Origin of the sequence: Nitrobacter sp. Nb-311A (assembly GCF_000152905.1) — a bacterium.
Taxonomy (GTDB): Bacteria; Pseudomonadota; Alphaproteobacteria; order Rhizobiales; family Xanthobacteraceae; genus Nitrobacter.
Map to the genome: position 1 here is coordinate 79,751 of NZ_CH672419.1, position 22,072 is coordinate 101,822.

General features: G+C 59.7%; 19 protein-coding genes. 8 read left to right on the plus strand and 11 right to left on the minus strand.

Annotation, left to right across the window (positions count from 1 at the left end; genetic code table 11):
* Positions 1–265 precede the first annotated feature (265 nt).
* From NB311A_RS15245 to gmk, 5 genes are all read left to right on the plus strand, one after another.
* Positions 266–505: an acyl carrier protein gene (locus NB311A_RS15245; RefSeq protein ID WP_009799564.1), complete on the plus strand. Its 240-nt coding sequence runs from the start codon at positions 266–268 to the stop codon at positions 503–505.
* A 94-nt stretch (positions 506–599) separates the two neighbouring features.
* Positions 600–1,865, plus strand: a complete 1,266-nt coding sequence (gene fabF, locus NB311A_RS15250) for a beta-ketoacyl-ACP synthase II (protein WP_009799563.1) — start codon at positions 600–602, stop codon at positions 1,863–1,865.
* Positions 1,866–1,992: 127 nt separating this feature from the next.
* The gene (gene mltG, locus NB311A_RS15255) at positions 1,993–3,207 is read left to right on the plus strand and encodes an endolytic transglycosylase MltG (RefSeq protein WP_009799562.1); all 1,215 of its coding nucleotides are present in this window, start codon (positions 1,993–1,995) and stop codon (positions 3,205–3,207) included.
* Positions 3,208–3,557: 350 nt separating this feature from the next.
* Entirely contained in the window at positions 3,558–4,445 is an 888-nt protein-coding gene (locus NB311A_RS15260) for a YicC/YloC family endoribonuclease (protein ID WP_009799561.1), read from the plus strand.
* A gap of 3 nt (positions 4,446–4,448) precedes the next feature.
* Positions 4,449–5,108 (plus strand): guanylate kinase, encoded by a 660-nt coding sequence (gmk, locus tag NB311A_RS15265; RefSeq protein ID WP_009799560.1) that lies wholly within the window; start codon positions 4,449–4,451, stop codon positions 5,106–5,108.
* Positions 5,109–5,210: 102 nt separating this feature from the next.
* On the opposite strand, the gene NB311A_RS15270 is transcribed toward gmk, so the two are convergent.
* The 7 genes from NB311A_RS15270 to lptF all read right to left on the minus strand — a co-directional run bounded on the left by NB311A_RS15270 (position 5,211) and on the right by lptF (position 14,227).
* Positions 5,211–6,095 (minus strand): hypothetical protein, encoded by an 885-nt coding sequence (locus NB311A_RS15270; protein WP_009799559.1) that lies wholly within the window; start codon positions 6,093–6,095, stop codon positions 5,211–5,213.
* Between the two features lie 289 nt (positions 6,096–6,384).
* A complete protein-coding gene (rsmA, locus tag NB311A_RS15275) occupies positions 6,385–7,239 on the minus strand; it encodes a 16S rRNA (adenine(1518)-N(6)/adenine(1519)-N(6))-dimethyltransferase RsmA (RefSeq protein ID WP_009799558.1) in 855 nt (284 codons plus the stop codon).
* Entirely contained in the window at positions 7,236–8,294 is a 1,059-nt protein-coding gene (gene pdxA, locus NB311A_RS15280) for a 4-hydroxythreonine-4-phosphate dehydrogenase PdxA (RefSeq protein WP_245257012.1), read from the minus strand. The genes rsmA and pdxA overlap by 4 nt, the downstream gene beginning before the upstream one ends.
* Positions 8,295–8,422: 128 nt before the next feature.
* Positions 8,423–9,382 (minus strand): peptidylprolyl isomerase, encoded by a 960-nt coding sequence (locus NB311A_RS15285; protein WP_009799556.1) that lies wholly within the window; start codon positions 9,380–9,382, stop codon positions 8,423–8,425.
* A gap of 83 nt (positions 9,383–9,465) precedes the next feature.
* Positions 9,466–11,961, minus strand: a complete 2,496-nt coding sequence (locus NB311A_RS15290; RefSeq protein WP_009799555.1) for an LPS-assembly protein LptD — start codon at positions 11,959–11,961, stop codon at positions 9,466–9,468.
* Positions 11,961–13,058 (minus strand): LPS export ABC transporter permease LptG, encoded by a 1,098-nt coding sequence (lptG, locus tag NB311A_RS15295; protein ID WP_009799554.1) that lies wholly within the window; start codon positions 13,056–13,058, stop codon positions 11,961–11,963. Before lptG ends, NB311A_RS15290 begins: the two co-directional genes overlap by 1 nt.
* Entirely contained in the window at positions 13,055–14,227 is a 1,173-nt protein-coding gene (gene lptF, locus NB311A_RS15300) for an LPS export ABC transporter permease LptF (RefSeq protein WP_009799553.1), read from the minus strand. Before lptF ends, lptG begins: the two co-directional genes overlap by 4 nt.
* 360 nt (positions 14,228–14,587) lie before the next feature.
* Here lptF and NB311A_RS15305 point away from each other — a divergent pair, with 360 nt between their 5' ends.
* The 3 genes from NB311A_RS15305 (at position 14,588) to NB311A_RS15315 (ending at position 17,235) form a co-directional block, all read left to right on the plus strand.
* Positions 14,588–16,087 (plus strand): leucyl aminopeptidase, encoded by a 1,500-nt coding sequence (locus tag NB311A_RS15305; RefSeq protein ID WP_009799552.1) that lies wholly within the window; start codon positions 14,588–14,590, stop codon positions 16,085–16,087.
* On the plus strand, positions 16,084–16,536 hold the full coding sequence (locus tag NB311A_RS15310; protein ID WP_009799551.1) for a DNA polymerase III subunit chi: 453 nt from the start codon (positions 16,084–16,086) through the stop codon (positions 16,534–16,536). Before NB311A_RS15305 ends, NB311A_RS15310 begins: the two co-directional genes overlap by 4 nt.
* Positions 16,537–16,704: 168 nt before the next feature.
* Positions 16,705–17,235 (plus strand): hypothetical protein, encoded by a 531-nt coding sequence (locus NB311A_RS15315; RefSeq protein ID WP_009799550.1) that lies wholly within the window; start codon positions 16,705–16,707, stop codon positions 17,233–17,235.
* A 129-nt stretch (positions 17,236–17,364) separates the two neighbouring features.
* Here the strand turns inward: NB311A_RS15315 and NB311A_RS15320 are convergent, their stop codons facing one another.
* The 4 genes from NB311A_RS15320 to NB311A_RS15330 all read right to left on the minus strand — a co-directional run bounded on the left by NB311A_RS15320 (position 17,365) and on the right by NB311A_RS15330 (position 21,872).
* Positions 17,365–19,245 carry an ABC-F family ATP-binding cassette domain-containing protein gene (locus NB311A_RS15320; protein WP_009799549.1) on the minus strand — a complete coding sequence of 627 codons (1,881 nt, stop codon included), beginning with the start codon at positions 19,243–19,245 and terminating at the stop codon, positions 17,365–17,367.
* Between the two features lie 117 nt (positions 19,246–19,362).
* Entirely contained in the window at positions 19,363–19,536 is a 174-nt protein-coding gene (locus tag NB311A_RS22100) for a hypothetical protein (RefSeq protein ID WP_009799548.1), read from the minus strand.
* Between the two features lie 217 nt (positions 19,537–19,753).
* On the minus strand, positions 19,754–21,115 hold the full coding sequence (locus NB311A_RS15325; protein WP_040675516.1) for a M23 family metallopeptidase: 1,362 nt from the start codon (positions 21,113–21,115) through the stop codon (positions 19,754–19,756).
* Positions 21,116–21,215: 100 nt separating this feature from the next.
* Positions 21,216–21,872 (minus strand): peroxiredoxin, encoded by a 657-nt coding sequence (locus tag NB311A_RS15330; protein ID WP_009799546.1) that lies wholly within the window; start codon positions 21,870–21,872, stop codon positions 21,216–21,218.
* Positions 21,873–22,072: the final 200 nt, after the last annotated feature.

The following is a 22,072-nucleotide window of genomic DNA, read 5'->3' on the forward strand; positions in this document are numbered from 1 at the left end:
GCCCGTCCACCGGGGCTTGTGGTCAAGGCTTTCGATGTGTGATAACCGGACCAAGAACGGGTGGGCAAAGAACGCCATTGCAGGAATTTGAAACCCTGTATATGGCGGTGCGGCGGCTGCCGTCGTTTGCCGGTCCGCACCCGCACAAGGCGGAAAAGACCGAGATCCTACACGACTGCAAATAGCGACAGGAATTAGCTAGTTTAATGCTCCACGATGGCTCGGTTTGCGGTCGGGTCCAATTGAACAAGCGCGAGGTTTAATGATGAGCGAGATTGGCGAGCGGGTTAAGAAGATCGTGGTCGAGCACCTTGGCGTAGAGCCCGAGAAAGTCGTCGAGAGCGCCAGCTTCATTGACGATCTTGGCGCAGACAGTCTCGACACGGTCGAGCTCGTGATGGCTTTTGAGGAAGAGTTTGGTTGTGAGATTCCCGATGATGCGGCGGAGACGATCCTGACCGTCGGCGATGCTACAAAGTTTCTCGAGAAGAACGCGAAAAGCTGACGCTCTTCAGCGGTCCTAGTTAAGCCGGAAGGGTCGTGTTCGAACGGCCCACCGGCTTTTCCTTATGATCTGTAAGGAAGCTGGAGTTTTCCAGATGAGGCGCGTCGTCGTCACCGGACTTGGCATGGTGTCGCCGCTTGGCTGCGGAGTCGAGCCGACCTGGAAACGCACTCTCGACGGCAAGAGCGGCGCGAAGCAGATCGAGACGTTCGACGTCACCGACTTGCCGTGCCGAATCGCCTGCGTCGTCCCGCGCGGCGACGGTGCTGACGGAACCTTCAATCCTGATCAGTGGATGGAGCCGAAGGACCAACGCAAGGTCGACGACTTCATCATCTTCGCAATGAGCGCCGCCAGGCAGGCGCTCGACGATGCGGCTTGGCATCCTTCAACCGAGGAGGATCGTTGCGCGACCGGTACCCTGATCGGTTCCGGCATCGGTGGCCTTTCGGGTATCGCCGACACTGCTGTCCTCATGAAGGAGAGGGGCGCGCGCAAAGTGTCGCCATTCTTCATTCCGGGACGCCTGATTAATCTTGCTTCGGGATACGTGTCGATCGAACACGGACTGAAGGGACCGAACCATGCGGTGGTGACGGCCTGTTCAACGGGCGCGCATGCAATCGGCGATGCGAGCCGCCTGATCGCGCTCGGCGATGCCGATGTCATGGTGGCTGGTGGCGCTGAGTCGCCGATCTGCCGCATCGGCATGGCCGGCTTCTGCGCCGCGCGGACACTGTCCACGGGCTTCAACGATACGCCGCAAAAGGCATCGCGCCCTTACGACGCCAATCGCGACGGCTTCGTCATGGGAGAAGGCGCCGGTATCGTTGTGCTCGAGGAGTATGAGCATGCACGGCAGCGCGGCGCCAGAATCTATGCCGAAATTACGGGATACGGCCTGTCGGGGGATGGCTATCACATCACATCGCCGTCCCCGGATGGCGACGGTGCGTTCCGAAGCATGACCGCGGCCATGAAGCGCGCTGGCATATCTCCATCGGATATCGACTATATCAATGCCCATGGTACATCGACCCCGGTCGGCGACGAAATCGAACTGAAGGCGGTAGAGCGGTTGCTGGGCAATGCTGCATCAAGAACATCGATGTCTTCGACAAAATCCTCTATCGGCCATCTGCTCGGTGCTGCGGGCGCGGTCGAAGCGATTTTCAGCATCCTTGCGATTCGCGACAACATCGCTCCACCAACGATCAACCTTGATAATCCATCGGTTGAAACAGCGATCGATCTCGTCCCGCACAAGGCACGTCAACGGGAAATCAATGTCGTGTTGTCGAATTCGTTCGGGTTCGGCGGCACCAACGCGTCAATTATCATGCGGCGCCTCGCCAATTAACGCGGGATGGAAGCAAATCCACTGTTTCGCCGCATTCGATGATAAATCCTAGACAAGGGCGCATGCTGTTGGCCGGGGCAGGGAATTCGCCGGCCGCGATTGAACCGACAGGATTCAGGTTGCATCGATGACTGAAAGGCCGCCCATCTCTCCGCGCAGTCCGCGCGCCGCGCTTGAGCCCGAACAGGTGCCGCCGCCGCCTAAGCGTTCCGCACGCGTGCGAAGCCCGCTGGTGGTTGCAGGCAATGCGATCATTACTGTCTTATTGATAGGTATGCTTGGTGCCGGCGGAATTTTTATCTACGGCAAGCAGAAGATCGAAGCGCCGGGGCCGCTTCAGGAAGAAAAGATCGTCAACATTCCGGCCCGCGCCGGGATGAACGACATCGCCGAAATTCTCCAGCGTGAAGGAGTGATCGACGACAATCGCTGGGCATTTATGGGAAGCGTACTTGCGCTGAAGGCGCGAGCGGATCTGAAGCCAGGAGAATACGCGTTCCAAAAGCAAGCCAGTCTGCGCGAAGTCATCGGCACCATTGTCGAGGGCAAGGTGGTGCAGCATCCGGTGACTATTCCAGAGGGCCTGACCTCCGAACAGATTGTGGAGCGACTTTCGGAGAACGAGATTTTCTCAGGCTCCCTTCGGGAGATCCCGCGCGAGGGCACGTTACTGCCCGAGACATACAAGTTCCCGCGCGGCACCAGCCGCGAGCAAGCGGTTCAGCGCATGCAGCAGACACAGAAGCGCGTGCTCGCCGAGATCTGGGAGCGTCGTGCCTCGGATGTGCCCGTCAAAACACCGGAGCAACTCGTTACACTGGCGTCGATCATTGAAAAGGAAACAGGCAAGGCGGATGAGCGCAGCCGAGTTGCAGCCGTGTTTGTCAACCGTTTAAAGCAGAAGATGAAACTCCAGTCCGACCCGACAATCATATATGGCCTGGTCGGGGGCAAAGGAACGCTTGGGCGGCCGATCAAACGCAGCGAAATCATGCAAGCCTCTCCCTACAACACCTACGTGATCGAGGGATTGCCGCCGGGACCTATCGCGAATCCCGGCCGGGCTTCGCTCGAAGCGGCGGCGAATCCGGCGCGAACCCGCGATTTGTTCTTTGTCGCCGACGGAAACGGGGGGCACAGCTTCACCGAGACCTACGAGCAGCACCAGAAGAACGTCGCCCGGTTGCGGACCATGGAGAAGCAGATTCAGAACGATGCGGTTGAGCCGACCGACGATCCGCCGCCGGCTGCCGCGCCGGCCAGAATGGAGGCCGACCCGGCGGCTCAAGTCGAACCTTCCCCGAAACCTATCCCGCGGAAGCGAACCCGGCCTGACCGGTAGGAGCCGCCGATCCTTCGCGGCACATCATCCGCAACAGAAATCCGATTCAGGCCGGCTCAGGTGCCGGCTGGAATCTGACTCACTTTTTTGATCGAGCTTGATTTCATCCGAACCGATCTCTTTGCGTCGGTGCGGCCCCTCGGGGCTGGGTCATGCTCTATAGCGTTTTTTCAACCAAAGTGCCGTTCACTGGAGAACGCCTCAACCCGGAGCGTGGAGCTTCGATTCTGATACCATCAGAAGCGGAAAGGCTCTAGGAACAGATTTCACTCGGCCACAAAAGTTCTCTAACGTCAAAACGATCTGTCTGGCCGAATCTCACATTCTGGGCGCTTCGGAGAAATTACGCGATGGCGTTGTCGAGCATGACGGGCTTTGCAAGAAGCCACGGCGCAAGTGGGCCGTATGCGTTCGAATGGGAGTTGAGGTCGGTGAACGCCAAAGGGTTCGACTTTCGACCCCGGCTGCCGCCCGGCTGGGACGATATGGAGGCGACGATACGGAAGCGCGCGGCGCAAGTGCTATCCCGCGGGACGATCTATGCCAATCTGACGGTGAAGCGCAGCAACGCGGCTCCCCTCGTTCGTATCAATGAGCAGGTCCTGGAATCGCTGCTGAAGGCCGCTCGGGATTTATGCGGCAAGATCGACGCGCTCGCGCCGAGTGTTGATGGTCTGCTGGCGATAAAGGGAGTTCTGGAAGTCGTTGAGCCGGAGCCCGACGATGCCGAGGAACATGCGGTGAAGATCTCCGCCGCTGAAGCTTTCGAGCAGGCGTTGCGCAGCCTGATGGATATGCGCGAGCGTGAAGGCGCTACGCTCGGTCGCGTACTGATGCAGCGCATGGATGAGATCGAGCGTCTCGCGGGCAGGGCAGAAGCCGCCCCCGGTCGCCAACCGGGCGCAGTGATGGCTCGACTTGCCGAGCAGATCGCCGCGCTACTCGATGCATCGGACCGCTTCGACCAGGATCGGCTCCATCAGGAAGCGATCCTGATCGCCACGAAAGCTGATATCCGCGAGGAATTGGACCGCATTGCCTCGCATATTTCGCAGGCGCGCGAATTGATCTGCGGGGGCGGTCCAATCGGGCGCAAGCTTGATTTCCTTGCGCAGGAATTTAACAGAGAGGTCAACACTTGCTGCTCGAAGTCGAACGATATTGAGCTGACTAATGTCGGGCTCGAACTGAAAAACGTCGTCGAACAGTTTCGCGAACAGGTCCAGAATCTGGAGTGATCGATGACTGCTCACGACCGGAATTTCGATGGAGTCGAACGGCGTGGCCTGATGTTCGTGCTATCGTCGCCTTCCGGTGCCGGCAAGACCACACTGTCGAGGCTGCTGATCGAGCGCGTCAAAGGCCTGAGCCTGTCGGTCTCCGCGACCACGCGACCGATGCGGCCGGGCGAGGTCGATGGTCGTGATTATAAGTTCGTCGACGGGGCGACCTTTGCAACCATGGTCAAGCACAACGATCTGCTGGAATGGGCTGTGGTGTTTGACAATCGCTACGGCACGCCGCGCGCTCCAGTAGAGGCGGCCCTGTCATCTGGCCGCGACGTATTGTTCGATATCGACTGGCAAGGCACGCAGCAATTGCGGGAGAAGGCACGAGCTGACGTGGTCAGCGTCTTTATTCTGCCGCCGTCTGCCGCTGATCTGGAACGACGTCTGCATACCCGCGCCCAGGATGCCGACCATGTCATCCGTGAGCGAATGGACCGCGCTACACATGAACTCAGCCACTGGGCCGAGTACGATTACATCGTCATCAACAAGAATGTCGACGAAGCGTTCTCCGAGGTCCAATCGATTCTGAAGGCGGAAAGGCTCAAGCGCGAACGCCAAACCGGATTGACGGCGTTTGTACGCGAATTGCAGCGGCAACTCGAGACTTAGTGCCGTTTCGCTTCGATTGAATCAGAAGCGGGGCTCTCAGATTTTGATTTGGCGCGTTTTCTTCACGCGGCCCCATCCTCGGGTCAAGTCCGAGGACCGATCCTACGTCGTTGCTCCACGTGAGGCGCGCGCCAAAATCTCCATGATGTCGCGCGATTGCGCCTCGATCTCCCGGCGTGTGCGCTGCACGTCGCTACGGGACGTCTGCGCTGTATCGGCCTCCTTTTGCTTCCCTGGCGGAGGACTACCCTGGCGGATCAAATCCTCGATCAACCCCGAGCGCCCGACGTGCAAGAAGCTGCTCAGGCTCCCGAACTTGATAGCTGCGAATCCAAGGAACCCTGCAAAGGCTAGCGCGCCAGCAAGCCCACCCAGCAGCATTGATGACGAATGAGACTGAATTTCCTCCTCGGGAGCGCTGACAACGGCTGAAGCTAAGCTTGGCTCGCTGTGTTCGCCGAACGCCTGTTTAGCAGGTTCGACTGTTGCCGAAGGAACCGGCGGATCGTTCGGAGCCTGCGGATCAGGCGTGACAGCGGCTGGTTCCGGCGGTTGCGTCGCCGCATTGACGACCGGTGCTGGAGGGGGCGCCGGATCGGGCCACTGCGTGGCAGCAGGCTGCGAGATACTCGCATTTTGCGCAGCCTCGGCGGAAGAATCCGTCGTGGAGGGCGGGGGATTGGCGTCGGCTGGATCGTTCGCGCTTGTCGCGTCATCGAACTCCGCATGTGCATTCGTAATGGACGGCCGGAGAGGCGGTGGGGACGACGTCAGCGCCGGCTTATCCGGCGCGGGAACGGACGGCGCCGGCTTTGCTGCGGTTTCCTGCGCTGTCTTTCCGCGTCCTTTGCCGAGATACCAACAGTGACGCTTCGTTCCCGGCTCGACGCGATAGTACCAGTGATCTCCGCGCGGCGTTGTGGCGCCAGGCTTTGCCAGGCATGTATCGTCTGCGTAGGCCCGACCCTGGACGGCGACCGCAAGCATGCCACCCGTGAATAAAGCAACCCAAAAGGTTGAGAGACGTTTTCCCGCGCGGTTTGACATGCATATCCCCGATGACAAGATTCAGAATGCTTTTTCGTTAAATTGTCGGGAAAGACTTGGGTCGCATTGCGCCGCAAATCCGGAATGGTCGAGGCGGAATTGAGGCTAATCGCCTTCTTCCCGTCCATTTTTTCAGGAGGACAGCGGCAGCCCAAGTTTCTATCGAGGCAGGTCGGAGCGGCGCAATTTAGCTGGCCGACGTTCGATGCGCACCGGGCGCCGCGCGGCCTTACGAATTCGAACGTAGGCCCGCCAATTCGCGAGCCATCGCAACGAATCCGGATATAGGAACCGTTTCCGCTCGCCGCGCGGGGTCGATGCCTGCGGCAGCCGCCAGCGACGCCGGATCGGCGGGCAGCGATTTGAGGCTTTGCCGCAGCATTTTCCGGCGATGCCCGAACGCGGCGGCGGCAACTTGCTCCAGCAGCCGGCGGTCGCAGGGCTCGGGACTTTCGCGGGGTATCAGCCGCACCACGGAAGACGTGACCTGGGGTTGCGGAACAAAAGCCGCGGGCGAAATGTGGAACAGAATTTTGGTCTCTGCGCGCCAGTTCGACAGCACGGCGAGGCGGCCATAGGCCTCGTCGTTTTCGCGGGCAACGATCCGTTCGGCCACCTCGCGCTGAAACATCAGAACCATGGCATCGTACCATGGCGGCCAGGGCTCTATGCTGAGCCAGCGGATCAGAAGCGCGGTGGCGATGTTGTAAGGCAGGTTGGCGACGATCTTTGCGCGCGTCGTACCGAGCAGGGGCTGTGGATCGAAATTCGTCGCGTCCCCGTTGACGATCGTGAGGCGATCGGGATAGCGATCCGAGATTTCTTCCAGCGGGCCGAGCGCACGTTCGTCACGTTCGATGGCGATAACATGCTTCGCGCCGGCCGCAAGCAGCGCCCGCGTCAATCCGCCGGGGCCAGGCCCGATCTCGATAACAGTTGCACCCTGAAGCTGACCGGCAGCACGCGCGATCTTGGCCGTGAGATTCAGATCAAGCAGAAAGTTCTGCCCCAGCGATTTTCGCGCCGACAACGCGTGACGTTTGATGACGTCGCGTAGTGGCGGAAGGTCATCAATCACGCTCATGCCGAATGCGTCGAAGCCGCCATCCGGGCGGCGAGCTGTAGCGCAGCGATCAGACTCGACGGGTTGGCGCGTCCCGTGCCGGCGATGTCGAATGCAGTGCCATGGTCAGGCGATGTGCGGATAAACGGTAGTCCAAGCGTGACATTGACCGCGCGATCGAAAGCCAGCGTCTTGACCGGAATCAGAGCCTGATCGTGATACATGCAAATGGCGCAGTCATAAGTCCGGCGCGCGGCCTCATGGAACATTGTGTCGGCTGGAAGCGGACCTTTGACGTCGATTGCCTCAGTGCGCAGGGTTGCGACAGCCGGCGCAACGATCGTCTGATCCTCGGTTCCGAGCGAACCGTCCTCTCCCGCATGAGGGTTCAATCCGGATACGGCTATGCGAGGGTTGGAGATTCCGAACCGCGAGCGCAGGTCCGCAACGACAATGCGGACGGTATCAACAATCATGCGGCTCGACAGCGTTGTGATCGCGTCCCGCAAGGGCAGGTGGATCGTGACGGGCACTACCGCAAGGTCAGGCGACCACAACAGCATTACCGGTTGCGGCGGGCTGGCGTTCGCTGCCGCCAGTTCGGCGAGAAATTCGGTGTGGCCAGGATGGGCGAAGCCCGCCCGGTAAAGCACGCTCTTGGCAATCGGATTAGTAACCACGGCTCCCGCGTGGCCTGCCACAACGTCATTGACCGCTTGCCGGATCGATCCGATCGCAGCGCCGGCGCTATTGTCGTCAGGATCGCCGGGTTGCGCGGTTGCCGGATGACCCGTGGCGGCAATCGGAAGCGCTTCAGTGAATATCTCGGAGACGTCTCTCTGGCCGACCTCCGCCAAGGGAAGATCAAGCAAGGGAAGATCTAGTCCGAGCAGTTTTGCTCGGGCTGCGATGAAGGTGCGATCGCCAAGAAGATAGAAGGGAGGAACGGCATCGCTATTGCGGCGCAGCCAGGCCGCGATCGTGATATCCGGTCCGATGCCGGCCGGCTCACCCAAGGTCAATGCAATCGGTTTCACCACGCTGTGGCTCCGGCGCGGCTTTTGATCCAAACTCATGCCGCCGTTCATGACATCCGCCGCATTCTACCGTTTCGCGCGAACCGTTATCCACTTCGCTTGAAAACGTTCCAGGCAGGTCGCGAATGTCGAACTCAATCCACTAATTCCTACAGACCAGGCGGACGTCATTTGTTGCCGTTCTCAGGGCGACCCTCGCGATATTCGATCATCGCGGATCTTCGAATATTTTCCAGGTAGGACTTGGATCGCTTCTCATACTTGTCGGCGAACATTTTTTCCCGGATTTCCCTTTTCTTCGGAGTGTCCACGCTTGTGACCTTCTTTTCGCATACCGCTACCATTTCGATGCCTTGCCGCGTGATTTCCGGCGGGGTCAGATGCCCCACTGGCGTCTTGTCGAGTAAATCACGAAGCGGAGGCGGGAGGTCGGCGGACGTTTTCGTGACCCTATCGCGCAGGGTGGCGTTCCGCATCGCCTTGACAATGCGAATAGCGTCCGCGCAGGACTGAACACGCTCGCGCAAGGAATTGGCCTCGTTGCGCCGCGCCTCCATCACGGAAGCCGCCGCGCCGCGCGGAACGATCAGGACGACCGGGCGCATCTGGTATTCGACCCCCTCGATTTTCGATTGATCCTCGCCGCTATTTTTTAGCGCTTCATTGACATCACGATCGCTCACAAGCAGGCTTTCCTTGAAGCGGCCGCGCACGAGGCTTCCCCAGACCAGATCAGCTCGCAGGCGCGCCTTGATCGTGTCCGGGCGAACGCCCTGAGAGGCGAGCGATTTCGTCAGTTGTTCGGGCGACATCCCCATACGCGCGCCCATATTGGCGTATGCACGATCAATATCTGCTGAAGTCGGGTTCACGCCGAACTTCTTGGCCTCCTTGATCTTCACCTTTTCGCCGATCAACTCGTCGATCACCTCCTGCCGTGACGCAGATTTGTGGGTGGATATCTTAATCAGGCGGCTGCGCTGCTCGATATCAAAAGTCGTGATCGGCTCGCCATTGACCATGACCGCGACCGACTGTGCAGACAGCGGCGAGTTAAAGCTCACGAACGAAAGAAACGCGAATACGGCGAGACGGCTGAACGGCCGGAAGAGCGAGGTCATTTTCATGTCAATGCACTAGCAGGTCTATTGTCGTCGATGTCTGAGTTCGTCGGGCACAGCCTGCTTCTTCAAAGTGCCACCACTTGAAATTAGCGGATGCCAGATCCGGTCGACCCTCCGCGGGTCTGACCCAGGGTTCTCAGCCCAAGCTGAAGCATGAAAGCATGGTTAAGCTGGGGCGGAGTTGCCCCCGCGGAATAAATGTATGAGGTCACGTAGTTGAGACCGAGAACAAAACAATCGTCCACATATCCCGCACCGACCGCATACTGATTGATTTGATTGGCTTCCAGGTCCCAGCGCGCCGCACCCTGCACGACCCAGTTGGATGCAACCTTTATGGAACCGCTGCCCAGAATACCTCGGCGCCTTGCGAGAAACCCGAGGGCGGGCTGCTCCGCATAATCGCCATACAACACGCTCCCGGACCACCGGTTGAAGCTGGCGCGGCCTTCGGCCTCGAAGCGCTGCACGTTCAAGGTCGCTTCATCGATTCGCGCGCGGGTGCTGAACGTGAAGATGCTGTTAGGTGAATAATTGACGCTCGTTACGTAGTCGGATTGCGCACGCTGCAAGCCGGAATTGACGCCGGTATTGGTGATATCCGCGACGGCGAACGAGTTCAGGCCGAACAGATGATAGGACTGTCCGAACAGAAAGTTGATTGCGCCGCCATGATCGAATTGAGTCGTCGCCTGTGCGCCCACGTTGGCGCGGCCGCCGCCCTCGACACGGTCATAACCGGAAAACTTGTCCACGCTGAACAGGTTGCTGGCGTCGAAGACGAGGCTTTGCGCATCCTCGTTCGGCAGCCTGCCGGCATAGCTTTCGTTGGGGCGGACGATGACCTGTGCGATCGGCTCGATCGTTGTGGTGCCCCACGGCTGAACGTTGATGAACGGATAGCGGTATTCGACGCCAACCACCGGCATGAGGCGGACTGTCTGCGTGGTGCCGGGCTGTATGAAATTGGACACGCCCGGCTGGTTCGAAATATCGGCGTTGATCGCGTCGGCGCGAAGTGACGCGAACGGCGTCCAGATCTGGCCGAAGGAATCGGTGAACGACTTCCGCCACTGCGCCTGCGCGGTCAGACGCGTATAGGTCCCCGGAATGCCTCGAAGCAAACAATTGGTTGGCGTTCTCGCCGCCGGGTCAGCCGACGTCGGCGCGCATACGAACGAGGTGTTCGCCAGCGTCGAGATCGGATCGAACTGCGGCTGATCACGGGCGAGATTGACGAAGTTGAACTTGTAACTGAACTCGCCGCCAATAACCGAATGGTTGATGACATTCGAATAGTCGATGACCGGCGCGACCACCGGAACCAGGCTCTGATTGCCCGAGAAGCTCAGGTAGTGGATCGCGCGAGCGTCGAAGTAGCTACGGTTGCCGACACCGGTCAAATAGAGTTGCGAGATCGCTTCGGTCGGCAGAGTCAGGAACGACTGCATCGGGTCCCTGTACTGCCTCAGCCGGTAGTCGGAGAAGAAGAAGTAGTCGCTTAACAGGACGCCGTCCCAACCCCAAACCCATTTGTCGTTCAAGGCAAACTGGCCTTGGGTATCCACACCACCGCGGAAGTCCCGGTTGCCGGGACGCGAACCGAAGGCGTCCGGATCAAGCTGATTGATGCCATAAGCACGGATCTGATAGGCGCCGTCCTCGAAACGCTGCCGAAACTCACCTTGCATCAACACGCCTTGCCGCGTGGTGAACCGGGGGGAGAGGGTGAGGTCGTAGTTTGGCGCCAGCGCGAAATAGTAGGGGACCTCGACCCCGACCCCGAAGAAGCTATAGGTGCTCACGCCCGGCATCAGGAAGCCGCTTTTGCGCTTCACAGTCGGATCTGGCGTCGAGAAGAAAGGCATATAGGCCATAGGCACGCCGTAGAATTCCAATCGGGCGTCCTCGAAGTACAACATCTTCTCGGTCTGATTGTGAATGATGCGGGCACCCTTGACCTGCCAAAGCGGGGGCTTTTTCGGATTCTCCCTGCAGGGCGCGCAGGCTGTGTAGACGCCGTTCTCGAAAACCGTGTAGTTGCCCTGGGTCCGATCGGCGCGGCTTGCGGCCATGCGGGTCGCATCAGCCGTATCAACTCTCAGCGAATCGACGAATCCATCCCGGTAGTCGTCGCTCAAATCGAGGATGCTGGCGTAGGTCACCTTGCCGTCCGCATCGGTCATGCGGATGTTGCCTTCGGCATGGAGCCGCTTGGTTTTCTGATCGTAGATGACCTTGTCTGCCTCGACGCTCGTGCCGTTGTAGAACATCTGCACATTGCCGACGGCCGATATGCGGGAATTGTTGTAGTCGTAGTCGAGCTCGGTGGCTTGAACGAGCATCTGCCCATCGCTCTGCCTTGGCGCCGGCGCGGGCTTGGGCGGACGAGGATTGTAAGTGAAGCTTTGCGCCACGGCCGGAGTGGTAGCGACGACGTCCGTCACGGCGGCTGCAATCAGTCCGAGAACGGCCGCCGTCAGCGACGCCGGAATCACGGACGCGCCGGACCGACGGCGGCGCGGCAAGACGCGCCGCTCGCGAGCGGTCGAACATTTACGGAGGGTGGCGATTGCAGCCACTATCCGTCCTCCTGATACAGCAAGACCAAAAAGCCAGTGAGCCCGCCGACGCAGACGGGTAGCCATGCCGCAGCGATTGGATTCATCAGCTCGGCCTTGCTCAAATCCTCAGTTACCTTGGACAGGACATAGAGCAGAAAGCCCGAACCCACGCCACTTAAAACCATCTTTTGCACCCCGCCGAAGCGGAAGAACCGGAGGCTTACCGAGGCCGCCAGCATCACCATTGCAGCCAGCAAAAACGGCTGTGCGATGAGTTTGTGGTATTGGAGCCGGTATCCTGCGGTGGCAAACCCTGAACTCTCGGAAGACTTGATATAACCCGGAAGTTGCCAAAATGACACAGTTTCGGGGGTGGAGAAACTGTTTTGGACCTGCGCTGGCGTCAGACTGGTCGAAAGGACGAAGGTTTCCTGTTCGACCGGCGGGTTGTCGAGCGTAAACCGGCGAACGCCTTTGAACAGCCAGCGGCCGTCCTCCAGGGCTGCCTCGCGCGCCTCGATACGTTCCTCGAACCTGGAATGGGGATTGAATCTGAACACGGTGAGCCCTGTCAAGCGCACGCCCTGCTGCTCACTGCGCGCCGCGTTGATGATGGCCTGGCCGTCGTCGGTCACCTGATTGATCCAGAAGCCGGATGCGTCCTGAAGACCGCCTCCGGAGACACCGCCGAACAGTTCGGCCTCCATGCGCTTGGACAATTCCCGCAGGTTGGCGGATAGCGGATTGTAGACCGTGGTGGCGAGGGCGCCGAGCACGATCGCGCATGCGAGCGCCGGCGAGATGAATTGCCACGCCGAAACGCCAGCGGCGCGGGCCACCACCAGTTCAAGCTGCCGCGACAATGCGAGATAGCACGTCATGGCGCCGATCAGGACACAGAACGGAGTCAGTTTCTCAAGGAGTTGAGGCACCCTGAAAAGCGATGTTTCCGCAACCACGAGCGCCGATGCCGATGCGAGCCCGGACGTCCTTCGGACCATTTCGATGTAATCGACAAGAACGAGTAGCAGAAAAATGCTGACGAACACGCCGAGCGCAGCCACCAAGAAGCGGCCAGCAAAATAACGACCCAACGTGTTCGTCAACATGCTCATGCGACGGCCGGTCTCTTCCCCAGCAGGCGGAGGAGCCGCGCGTTGGATCTGTTGATCGCCTCTATTAACGCAGCGGGTGGTTCGAGCACTATTCCAGCAACGATCACCCGCAGGCTGATGCCAATTGCCCCGAAAAGAAGCAGGTATTGCAGGAGCGCCGCGAGGGGCGATTTCACAGTCATGACGGAAAGCGCGAAACCGGCCATACGAAGCCCGAACACGGCTGCAATTGCCGCCCCCATGGAGAAATTGCGACTCTGACGCGTGGTACGCGGTGTTCCAAGGAACGCGAAGGTCAGCGCGGCAAAGACAAACGGATAGATCGGGGCGGTGAATCGATCGTGAAGCTCGGCGCGGAATTGGCCTTGTAGCTGCTGAACCACCGGGTCGTTCTGATCGGGAACGATCAACTCCCAAAGATAACGCTCGCGAATGCCATAAACAACGTCATGCCCTCGATTGGAGAATTTCGACATGTCGAACGCATAGCGGTCAAACGCGACCATGGCCGGTTCGCGCTTGCCGGTCTCGAATCTCTCCAAGTGCCCGTCTTCCAGGACGAGGAACGAGCCCTTGTCGTTCTTCATCACCGTTCCGTGGTCAGCGATGATGCTGAGGCGTTCATCCGAATTACGGCGATCATCAATGAAAATTCCGGCGAGCTGGCCACCAGGTTGTCGTTCCCGAATACGAATTGTCAGATTCGGATCGAGTTGCGCAAATCGGCCGGGCTGCAAAACGTTCGCCAGAACGTCGGCGGTGATCTCGGCGTCCCATCGCTTCAACCGACGCATCCCGTCAGGTGCAAGGTAGGCCGCGATGAATGCCACCAGCAAGGCCACGATCACCGTTGCGTAGATGAACGGCCGGAAAAGCCGGAACGGCGACAGGCCGGCGGCATTCATCACAATGATTTCCGAATCCGTAGCAAGCTTGTGGAGGGTGTGCGAAATCGCGATCATCAGCGCGATCGGGGAGATGATCAGCACCAGTACCGGGATGGCAAGGCTAGTAATCCCCAGGAACGTCAGAATGGTCTGTCCCTGGCTTGTCATCAGGTCGATCCCGCGCAACGCCTGCGTAATCCAGATCACGCCCGTCAGGCTGACCAGGACTACCACAAACGACGCCAGCGTCGTCCGGAAGATATACCTGTCGATAGACCCCATCGGTCTGAACGATCCCCAATCCCTCAGGCAGAACATCCGGAAGCGATCAGGCCGCAACCGGGGCTTCCCCCTGCATCCTGCATGTTTTACCTGACTCGTCTCTCAGTACCATCCCTTTGATCTGTCAACAAAATGGCTGAGCCTTAATGTCCGGCGATTATAGTTAAAATCCGAGATATGTGACCCTGGGGCCACGACGGCGCAAAACTAAATTGCGCTCCGAGGCGAATTGCAGCAACGGCGCCGAACGCTGATCCGATGGCGGACCTTGGCAGCGTTGCCTTTGACAGGCCATAGTCGGTAACTCACACGCTGGCCCGATTCCGACGCTGCCCCACCCCTGATCCTGGAGGTTTTCCGATGCCCGACGCCGTCAAGGTCGGCTTTGTTCTCTTTTCGACCGCTTCGCGCGGGACCCTCGTGGTATTCTGCGATGATGCGCTGAAGTTTGGCCAGGCCGCGAGCAAGGCGCTTGGATCGTCAGCCGGACTTGTCAAACGGGCGGCTGCAGCCAATCAGTTCAAAGGCAAAAGCGCGACCACGCTCGATATTCTCGCGCCGGAGGGGCTCAAGGCTAATCGGCTGATCGTCGTGGGCGCCGGCAAAACGTCGGCTCTTAAGAGCAGCGATTTCCTGAAATTCGGCGGTGTCCTTACGGGAAAGATTCGGAGCGATAACGGCGGCGTCACGATCATTGCAGAACTGCCATCCGCAACGATGACTCCGGATCAGTCGGCGTCACTGGCTTCCGGCATCCGGTTGCGGGCTTACAAATTCGATCGTTACAAGACGCGGAAGAAGGACGACGAAGCGGCATTGCACGCCGATATATCGATCGCGGTCGCCGACGTCGCCGCGGCGAAGAAAGCTTTCGCGCCGGTCAATCACGTTGTCGAGGGCGTCATTATCGCGCGTGATCTGGTGAACGAACCGCCGAATATACTCTATCCAGAGGAATTCGCCCGGCGCGCGAGCCGGTTGCGCGCAGTGGGAGTCAGTATCGGCGTTCTTGACGTCAAGGCCATGACCAAACTTGGCATGGGGGCGCTGCTGGGCGTGGGGCAGGGATCGGCGCGGCCCAGCCGGACGGTTGTCATGCGCTGGAATGGCGGCAAAAAGGGCGAACCGCCAGTCGCTTTCGTCGGCAAGGGAGTCTGCTTCGACACCGGCGGAATCTCGATCAAATCCGCCGGCGGCATGGAGGACATGAAGGGCGACATGGGCGGAGCGGCCTGTGTGGTGGGATTGATGCACGCGCTCGCCGCGCGCAAAGCCAAAGTGAACGCCGTCGGCGTCATCGGGCTTGTCGAGAACATGCCGGACGGCAAGGCGCAACGGCCCGGCGATATCGTGAGGTCAATGTCTGGACAGACCATCGAGATCATCAACACCGATGCCGAGGGCCGGCTGGTTCTCGCAGACGTGCTCTGGTACGTCGTTCGCAAGTTCAAGCCCAAGGTGATGGTTGATCTCGCAACGCTCACCGGCGCGATCATGGTGGCGCTCGGCACCCAGCACGCCGGCCTGTTCTCAAACAACGACGAATTGTCCGAGCGACTGACCAAGGCGGGTTTGGAGACCGGCGAGCGGGTCTGGCGGATGCCGCTTGCGCCTGAATACGACAAGCTGATCGACTCGCAGTTCGCAGACATGAAAAACACGGGCGGGCGCTATGGGGGCTCGATCACGGCTGCTCAATTCTTGCAACGGTTCATCGACGGTACGCCGTGGGCGCATCTTGACATCGCGGGGACGGCGATGGGAGCTCCCAAATCCGACATCAATCAAAGCTGGGGATCCGGATTCGGCGTGCGGTTGCTGGATCGCCTCGTCGCGGAGCATTACGAAACGCAGCGATGACGGAAGTACTATTTTATCATTTGCAGAACACGTCGCTTGAAAAGGTTCTGCCACCGCTGCTCGAGAAAACCTTCGAGCGCGGATGGCGGGCTGTCGTCCACACAACGTCTGAGGAGCGCGCCGATGCGCTCGATGCGCATCTATGGTCCTATCGTGACGATTCTTTCCTGCCGCATGCGACATGGCGGATCGAGGACGCAAGCGAACAGCCGATTGTGCTGACAGTCGACGGCCGCAATCCCAACGGGGCCACCGTCAGGTTTTTAATCGACAGCGCCCCGCTTCCGGAAAGTCCTGATACCTATGAGCGGCTGGTGCTGATCTTCGATGGCGACGACAGTGTCGCGCTGGACGCCGCGAGAGCGGTCTGGACAGAATGCAAATCGCGTGGATTTGAGGCAACCTACTGGCAGCCCGACGAAAGAGGACGCTGGCAGCGTTACAAATAGTCAACTAGAGCGGTTGTAATTTAATGAGACTTGAAGCTTTCTGATCTGACACTAAGGTCCAGCCATGGTCGCGCCGCAAATTCGTGGTTGGGACAGGCTTTTTACGATTTACGATCCGCCGGGATAGAATTCGTCGTGGGACAGCCCAGATTTTGCCGAAGGGCCCTGATGTCGCTCCTTCTGATGGCGCCGCTTGTGTCGGGCTGCGGCAGCGCATCGGATATGTTTTCGACCGGTCTGCTATCGAAGGACGCCGAATGGTTTTCGCGATCCGGCAGGGTGTTCATCAAGAACGTTTCGATTGAAGCGCCGCCGCTTACGCCGGACAAGCCGGTCACGCCGGACGACCTCATCAGCGCGGACGGTCTTTGCCCCGGCATGGCGCCGCCGATCGGAACAGGTGAATCCAGCGCGCTCTCCGATAGCTCCGCAGATGCTCCGACAACCCCGGCGTTCGCAGCATCGGGTACGGTGGCATTGGGTCATACCGAATGCGACGTAACGCGCGGCATCGGCGCCGCGCCGGACAATGTCCATCTTTCCAACAACCCGGGAGGCGATCGTGTTGCGGTCTTGACGTTCCTGAAGGGACCCCGCGCCGGAATCTACACCTTTACGGCGGGACGTCTGTCCTCGATCGAGCGAGCGCCAGAACCAGCCGCATCTCCGAAGCTGGAGCGGCGAGCGAAAAGACGGTAAGGGCGGGGAACAGAGCCTTTCTGTTTCTGATGGAATCAGAAACAGGGTTCAATCCGACGCGTTTTCCTCACGCGAACCGGTATCGACTTCGCTTGAAAATGCTACGAGTTCTTCCGCGGCGGTTTTTCGTCAACCCGGGGTTTTGTCGTAAGACGAACTGGCCTCCAGCCATTCCTCTTCCGCCCGCCGCAGGGCGTCGGCTGCGCTAGAGCGCGCCTTTGTGAGTTGCGCCGCCTGCTTCGGCTCACGCTTGAACAGGTCCGGCAATGCAAGCGCGACGTCGATTTTTGCGATGATTCCGGTGATTCGCTCGATCTCTGCCTCGGCGGCCGTGATCTTCTGTTTGAGCGGCGCCCGCCGCTCGATCTTCTCTCGCCGCGGTTTGTCACGGGCGTCGTCGCGCTCGCCGGACGACCCGCGGTCGCGGCTATTTATGCGGAGGCCTCGTGCCGACAAAACCGCGCGGCGGTAATCGTCGAGGTCGCCGTCGTAAGAAGTGACGGTGTGGTCCGCCACAACCCATAACCGGTCAGCGCAGGCCTCAATCAGATAGCGGTCATGCGAGACCATAATGACAGCGCCGGGATATTCGTTGATCGCTTCGGCAAGCGCGGCTCGGCTGTCGATATCGAGATGGTTGGTCGGCTCGTCAAGAATGATCATGTTGGGGGCGAAGAACGTCGCGAGTCCGAGCAGAAGGCGCGCTTTTTCGCCACCTGAAAGGCTTCGAACGAGGGTGTCGCCCGCCTTGCCGGAAAAGCCTATGCCCCCCACGCGGGCGCGGATTTTCGTTTCCGGGGCATCCGGCATCAGCCGCCGCACATGATCATAGGGCGAGCCGTCGAGGTCCAGTTCGTCGGTCTGGTGCTGGGCGAAATAGCCGATTGATAGCTTGTCGGCGCGCACTACCTTGCCGGCGAACGGTTGCAGCTTGCCGGCGAGCAGCTTCACGAGCGTGGACTTGCCGTTGCCGTTAGCGCCGAGCAGGGCGATGCGATCGTCCTCGTCGATCCGCAAGGTCACGCGTTTGAGAACCGGCGATTTCGGATCGTAACCTACGACCGCCTCGTCAACGGCGATGATCGGCGGCGACAACAGCTTGTCCGGCACGGGAAAGGAAATCTCGCGCACGTCCTGCGTGACCAGCGCGGTCACGGGCTTCATGCGTTCGAGCATCTTCACGCGTGACTGCGCCTGGCGCGCTTTCGAAGCCTTGGCCTTGAAGCGATCGACGAAAGCCTGGAGCCGCTTGCGTTCATCAGCCTGACGCCTGGCGTGCTTGGCGTCGAGCATCTCACGGGCGGCGCGCTGTTCCTCGAAGGAGGAATAGGTGCCTTTGTAGAGCGAAAGCCTGCCGCGATCGAGGTGCAGAATCTGATCGACGGACGTGTCGAGCAGATCGCGGTCGTGACTGATGACGATCACCGTGCGCGGGTAGTGCGCGAGGTGGTCTTCCAGCCAGAGCGTTCCCTCAAGATCGAGGTAATTGGTCGGCTCGTCCAACAGCAATAAATCGGGTGAAGCAAAGAGGGTGGCCGCAAGCGCGACGCGCATACGCCAGCCGCCTGAGAATTCGGAACAGGGGCGGGCCTGATCCGCGGTTGAAAACCCGAGACCGCTCAGGATCGACGCCGCCCGTGCGGGTGCGGAATGGGCGTCGATATCGACCAGACGCGTCTGGATGTCCGCGATGCGGTGCGGGTCGCGGGCAGTTTCGGCTTCACGCAGCAGCGTATGGCGTTCGACGTCGGCCCTAAGCACCACCTCGATCAGGCTTTCAGGGCCGTCGGGAGCTTCTTGCGCGAGGCTACCGACGCGCCAGCGTGGCGGAATGGCAATGGTCCCCGTTTCCGTCGGCAGTTCACCGCGTATGGCATGGAACAGCGTCGATTTTCCGACGCCGTTACGCCCGACGAAGCCGACGCGAGCGCCGGGCACGATCTGAACAGAGCTATGGTCGATCAGCAGCCGTCCGGCGATACGGATCGAAATATCGGTGATGGACAGCATGTTTGTTTTTCACCGCTGCGTCGGCCAAACGCAATTCATTTATGATTATTCAGGCGTAAAGGCATGATTGTTCGGGAGTAAAGACGGCGAAAGCTGCCAAAACGACGCGGAAGGACCTCAGTTGGGGTCATCCTGGGCACGCAGCTGCTGCAACAGAGCCTGGAGTCGGATGGGCAATTCTGAATCTTCCGGCCGCACGTCCGTGCGCAGCCGCTCGCCGATCGCTTTCACGACCACTTTGCTGGTCTGCGGATCAATTCGATCGGCCGTTTGAGCAATTTGGTCGGGCATTTCGGTTCCGTGTCCGTACAGGGCGCGCGCGCGAGAGGGCGCTGTGGTGTTAAGTCCCGGAGCGGTAAATTGTTTCGGGGTATGCCTCTGAGGTGAAGGATCTGCAAGCCCGAAGATCGCGGCCGATGTGGAAATCACGGTTCAAATGTCAGGGTCCCGCAAATCGAAAGAGGCCGGTCGGACTTTCGCGCACGAGACCGCAAGTCGTTATTTTCGGCTAGCCATTGTTCAAGCGCGCGCCCGCGCGCAGAAATTTCTGAGGATCGACCGCGTCCCCCTCGATCCTTGTTTCGTAGTGCAGGTGGGGACCGGTCGAGCGGCCCGTCGACCCGACCTCTCCCACCACCTGTCCGGCCTTGACGGATTGGCCCACCTTCACGTTGATCGCCGAAAGGTGTCCGTAGCGGGTCGACAAGCCATTGCCATGATTCACTTCGACCATCCGGCCGTAACCACCCGTCCAGTTCGCGGCGATGACCTTTCCGTTCGCCGTCGCACGTACGGAATCTCCTGTCGTAGCGCGGAAATCGAGCCCGGTGTGCATTGCAGGTCGTCCGACGAACGGATCGACGCGAACGCCGAAGCCGGAGGTGAATTCGAGTTCGCCCACGACCGGCTTGCGATAGGGAACCAGGGCGAGAGCTCGATCGAGCCGATCGATCTGCGCACGCGTCAGGTTGATACGGTGAAGCTGGCGCTCAAACGGACCCGAATCGGATCGTAACTTGACAGGCACATAGGGTCCGCCCGTGCCGGGATACAGCGTGCCGGCGGCCATCTTCGCTACGTTTAGTCCGAGATCGGAGAAAACTCCACGCATCCGGCGCAGGCGGGAATCCATGCCATCCGCGATCGAATTCAACTCGGCGATCTGGCGGCCCTCAACCTGATCGAGCGAGGATTCCAGTTGCATCAGTCTGTTGGTGTCGCCGGTGACGTTCGTTAGCGGAACCGGTTTTGGACGATTGTTGGCCGGCTGGCGAAAGTCAAAAGGCGCGTTTCGATCGGGTGGCGCCTCGGAAGTAGCAGTATCGTTGATCGGGGAGGGCTTTCCAGACTGCGCGGAGCCGGCATCAGCGTCGCGTCCCGCCTTCCGGACCGATCCTCTGATCGACCCTGTTACTGAAACCTCGGATAGGGCATTCAAGGCACCTGCGCGAGACTCAAGCACCGTTTGACGGCGCATGAGTTCGTCGAGCTTTCTTTCAAACTGTTCCTGATCGAGCAATTGACGACTGGTGGTGCGATCGACCTGCGAGCGCAATGCGGCAATGCGATCTTCGTAGGCGTATTGCATGTCCGCCTGCCGCGCGATGAGCCGCGTCAGCACATCATCACGGAAGGCGAAGTATGTTGCAGTCGCGGCCGACCAGATCCCGAGCAGCGTAACTGTTCCAACCGCAATCCAGAACACGACGGGGCCAAATCGAACCTGTCTGCCGCCATGAGCAAAAGTGTAGCCGCTCCGCTTTCCTTTTGTTCTTGACGACAAGCCAGCCGCTGTCGCGTGGCGGGATGGATGATGGTGGTGAGCGTGATGCGGCGGATACTCGGCAAATTGACTGGAACGGTACGACATCGACACTCCTGTGCCGACCTTGAAACAGGCTTCAGGCGGCTCAACTTCGATGCTGATTTGAACCGTTCATGGTTAATTTTCAGAAAATGGCTGTGCGTCCTTACAGTTTCCGCGCTGCCGCGAGCACGTCATCCGCGTGACCGTCAACCTTGACACCGCGCCAGATACGAGCGATCCGTCCGGCCGCGTCCACCAGCACCGTTGTGCGAAGAACCCCCATGAAGGTCTTTCCATACATAGATTTTTCGCCCCAGGCGTCATATGCTTCCAGCACGTCGTGCTCTTCGTCCGATAGGAGAGGAATGGAGAGCTTATGCTTGTTTCGAAACGATTCCTGTGCCTTTACGGAGTCGGCTGACACGCCCATCACCATCGTTCCACTGGCCGCGAACGCTTTTGCCAGCCGGGTGAAATCCATGGCTTCCCTGGTGCAACCCGGCGTGCCTGCGCGCGGATAGAAAAAGATCACAATCTTCCTTCCGGCGAAATCGGCGAGCGAAACTAGGGTGCCGTCTTCCCGAGGCAGGCTGAATGGCGGTGCCGGGGAGCCTTCCGCGAGTGAGTGGTTGACCTTGCGGGCTGGTTTTATGCGGTTGACCGTTGCAGCCCGTGTTGTTCCAAAATTGTCCGGCTTGGAGGATTTCTTGCGTATCTTCTTGGACATACGCCTTCCTTTCGTCGCTTTCCAACGCTCAATATCCGTTCGACTTGCTGCGGATACCAAGGGCGAATCGATCAGACTGCCGCCGCTGTGCATGACTGCCGGCCACGGTTACAAGGGATTCGACGAATTGTCCGCCCGACTTTCTGCGCGAATATGCACCAGGGGCCGGATGACGCGTAACACGCTAGATCGGGGACCAGCCGAGGGGCCGTCACAGGAATGTTTTTCCGGAAGCGGCGCGCGGACCGATACCGATAAGGGCGAAAGCTCCGGACCAGGCGGGCACTAATGGG

Coding starts and splice junctions, on each gene's coding strand:
- NB311A_RS15245 (WP_009799564.1), top strand. CDS start 266: ATGAGCGAGATTGGCGAGCGGGTTAAGAAGATCGTGGTCGAGCACCTT.
- fabF (WP_009799563.1), top strand. CDS start 600: ATGAGGCGCGTCGTCGTCACCGGACTTGGCATGGTGTCGCCGCTTGGC.
- mltG (WP_009799562.1), top strand. CDS start 1,993: ATGACTGAAAGGCCGCCCATCTCTCCGCGCAGTCCGCGCGCCGCGCTT.
- NB311A_RS15260 (WP_009799561.1), top strand. CDS start 3,558: ATGGCGTTGTCGAGCATGACGGGCTTTGCAAGAAGCCACGGCGCAAGT.
- gmk (WP_009799560.1), top strand. CDS start 4,449: ATGACTGCTCACGACCGGAATTTCGATGGAGTCGAACGGCGTGGCCTG.
- NB311A_RS15270 (WP_009799559.1), bottom strand. CDS start 6,095: ATGCTTGCGGTCGCCGTCCAGGGTCGGGCCTACGCAGACGATACATGC.
- rsmA (WP_009799558.1), bottom strand. CDS start 7,239: ATGAGCGTGATTGATGACCTTCCGCCACTACGCGACGTCATCAAACGT.
- pdxA (WP_245257012.1), bottom strand. CDS start 8,294: ATGAGTTTGGATCAAAAGCCGCGCCGGAGCCACAGCGTGGTGAAACCG.
- NB311A_RS15285 (WP_009799556.1), bottom strand. CDS start 9,382: ATGAAAATGACCTCGCTCTTCCGGCCGTTCAGCCGTCTCGCCGTATTC.
- lptG (WP_009799554.1), bottom strand. CDS start 13,058: ATGAGCATGTTGACGAACACGTTGGGTCGTTATTTTGCTGGCCGCTTC.
- lptF (WP_009799553.1), bottom strand. CDS start 14,227: ATGGGGTCTATCGACAGGTATATCTTCCGGACGACGCTGGCGTCGTTT.
- NB311A_RS15305 (WP_009799552.1), top strand. CDS start 14,588: ATGCCCGACGCCGTCAAGGTCGGCTTTGTTCTCTTTTCGACCGCTTCG.
- NB311A_RS15310 (WP_009799551.1), top strand. CDS start 16,084: ATGACGGAAGTACTATTTTATCATTTGCAGAACACGTCGCTTGAAAAG.
- NB311A_RS15315 (WP_009799550.1), top strand. CDS start 16,705: ATGTCGCTCCTTCTGATGGCGCCGCTTGTGTCGGGCTGCGGCAGCGCA.
- NB311A_RS15320 (WP_009799549.1), bottom strand. CDS start 19,245: ATGCTGTCCATCACCGATATTTCGATCCGTATCGCCGGACGGCTGCTG.
- NB311A_RS22100 (WP_009799548.1), bottom strand. CDS start 19,536: ATGCCCGACCAAATTGCTCAAACGGCCGATCGAATTGATCCGCAGACC.
- NB311A_RS15325 (WP_040675516.1), bottom strand. CDS start 21,115: ATGTCGTACCGTTCCAGTCAATTTGCCGAGTATCCGCCGCATCACGCT.
- NB311A_RS15330 (WP_009799546.1), bottom strand. CDS start 21,872: ATGCACAGCGGCGGCAGTCTGATCGATTCGCCCTTGGTATCCGCAGCA.